This is a genomic window from Lactobacillus sp. C449L, assembly GCF_059900815.1.
Map to the genome: position 1 here is coordinate 1 of NZ_JBWXGA010000016.1, position 896 is coordinate 896.

General features: G+C 68.4%; 2 protein-coding genes. Both read left to right on the plus strand.

Annotated elements, in window-relative coordinates; translation table 11 throughout:
- Positions 1-347: 2OG-Fe(II) oxygenase (locus AC2JF9_RS07990; protein WP_500726741.1), on the plus strand; the 347-nt coding region annotated here is incomplete at its 5' end.
- 69 nt (positions 348-416) lie between these two features.
- Positions 417-896: DUF885 family protein (locus AC2JF9_RS07995; RefSeq protein WP_500726743.1), on the plus strand; the 480-nt coding region annotated here is incomplete at its 3' end.

Consider the following 896-nt stretch of genomic DNA (forward strand, 5'->3'; position numbering starts at 1 on the left):
ACGTCAGCCGGTCGGAGATCCTCCGGATGCAGCGCACCGTATCCGACCTCCAGGGCCAGATCACCAACCGGCAGAACGCCTACCTGCAGGAACTCCAGACCGAATATTCGCGGCTGCAGACGGAGCTCGTCACGGCCGAGCAGGCGCTGAAGCAACGGCGCGAGGCGCTGAACCGCTCCGAATTGGTGGCGCCGAGGCGCGGCAACCTGTTCATCTGGAACAATCTGGACGAGGACGGCGACCCCAATCCCTATTCGATCCACCAGGGGATGCCGGTGGAGGCGGGCGTCAAATATGTGATCACCAAATGGTATCGGGAGCGTCCCTGGACGCCGCAGGCCGCCTGAGCCGCCGCTTGCGGGCGCGGGCGGAGCGTCTTACAAAGGCAACACGCCCGAATCCTTGAAAGGCCTTCCATGACCGCTGCCAAGCTGCTCCTCGGCGCCTCGCTCGCCGCGCTTCTTTCCGCCTGCGCGGCCACCGCCACGACCGCCGAAGCGCCCCCCGCCCCGGCCGCGGCCGCCCCCCGGAGCGCGTCCGCGCAGCTCCACGCGCTGTTCGCGGCGAGCGACGAGGCCAGCCTCCGCCGCAACCCGCTGAATGCGCTGTTCCGCGGCGACATGCGCTATGCCGGGGAGCTCGGCGACTATATCACCGACGCGTATTTCGCGGCCGAGCGCGCCGCCGCCGAGAGCGACCTTGCCGCGCTGGCCGCCGTCGATCGCGCGGCGCTGAACCCCACCGATCAGCTCGCTTATGACGTGTTCAAGTGGCAGACGGAGCTCAACCTTCGCGCGCTGCGGCCGGAGCTGCTGGCGCTGACCGTGACGCGGCCGATCGATCATTTCTCCGGCTTCCATACCTTCTATCCCGACCTTGCCTCCGGCCAGAGCGCG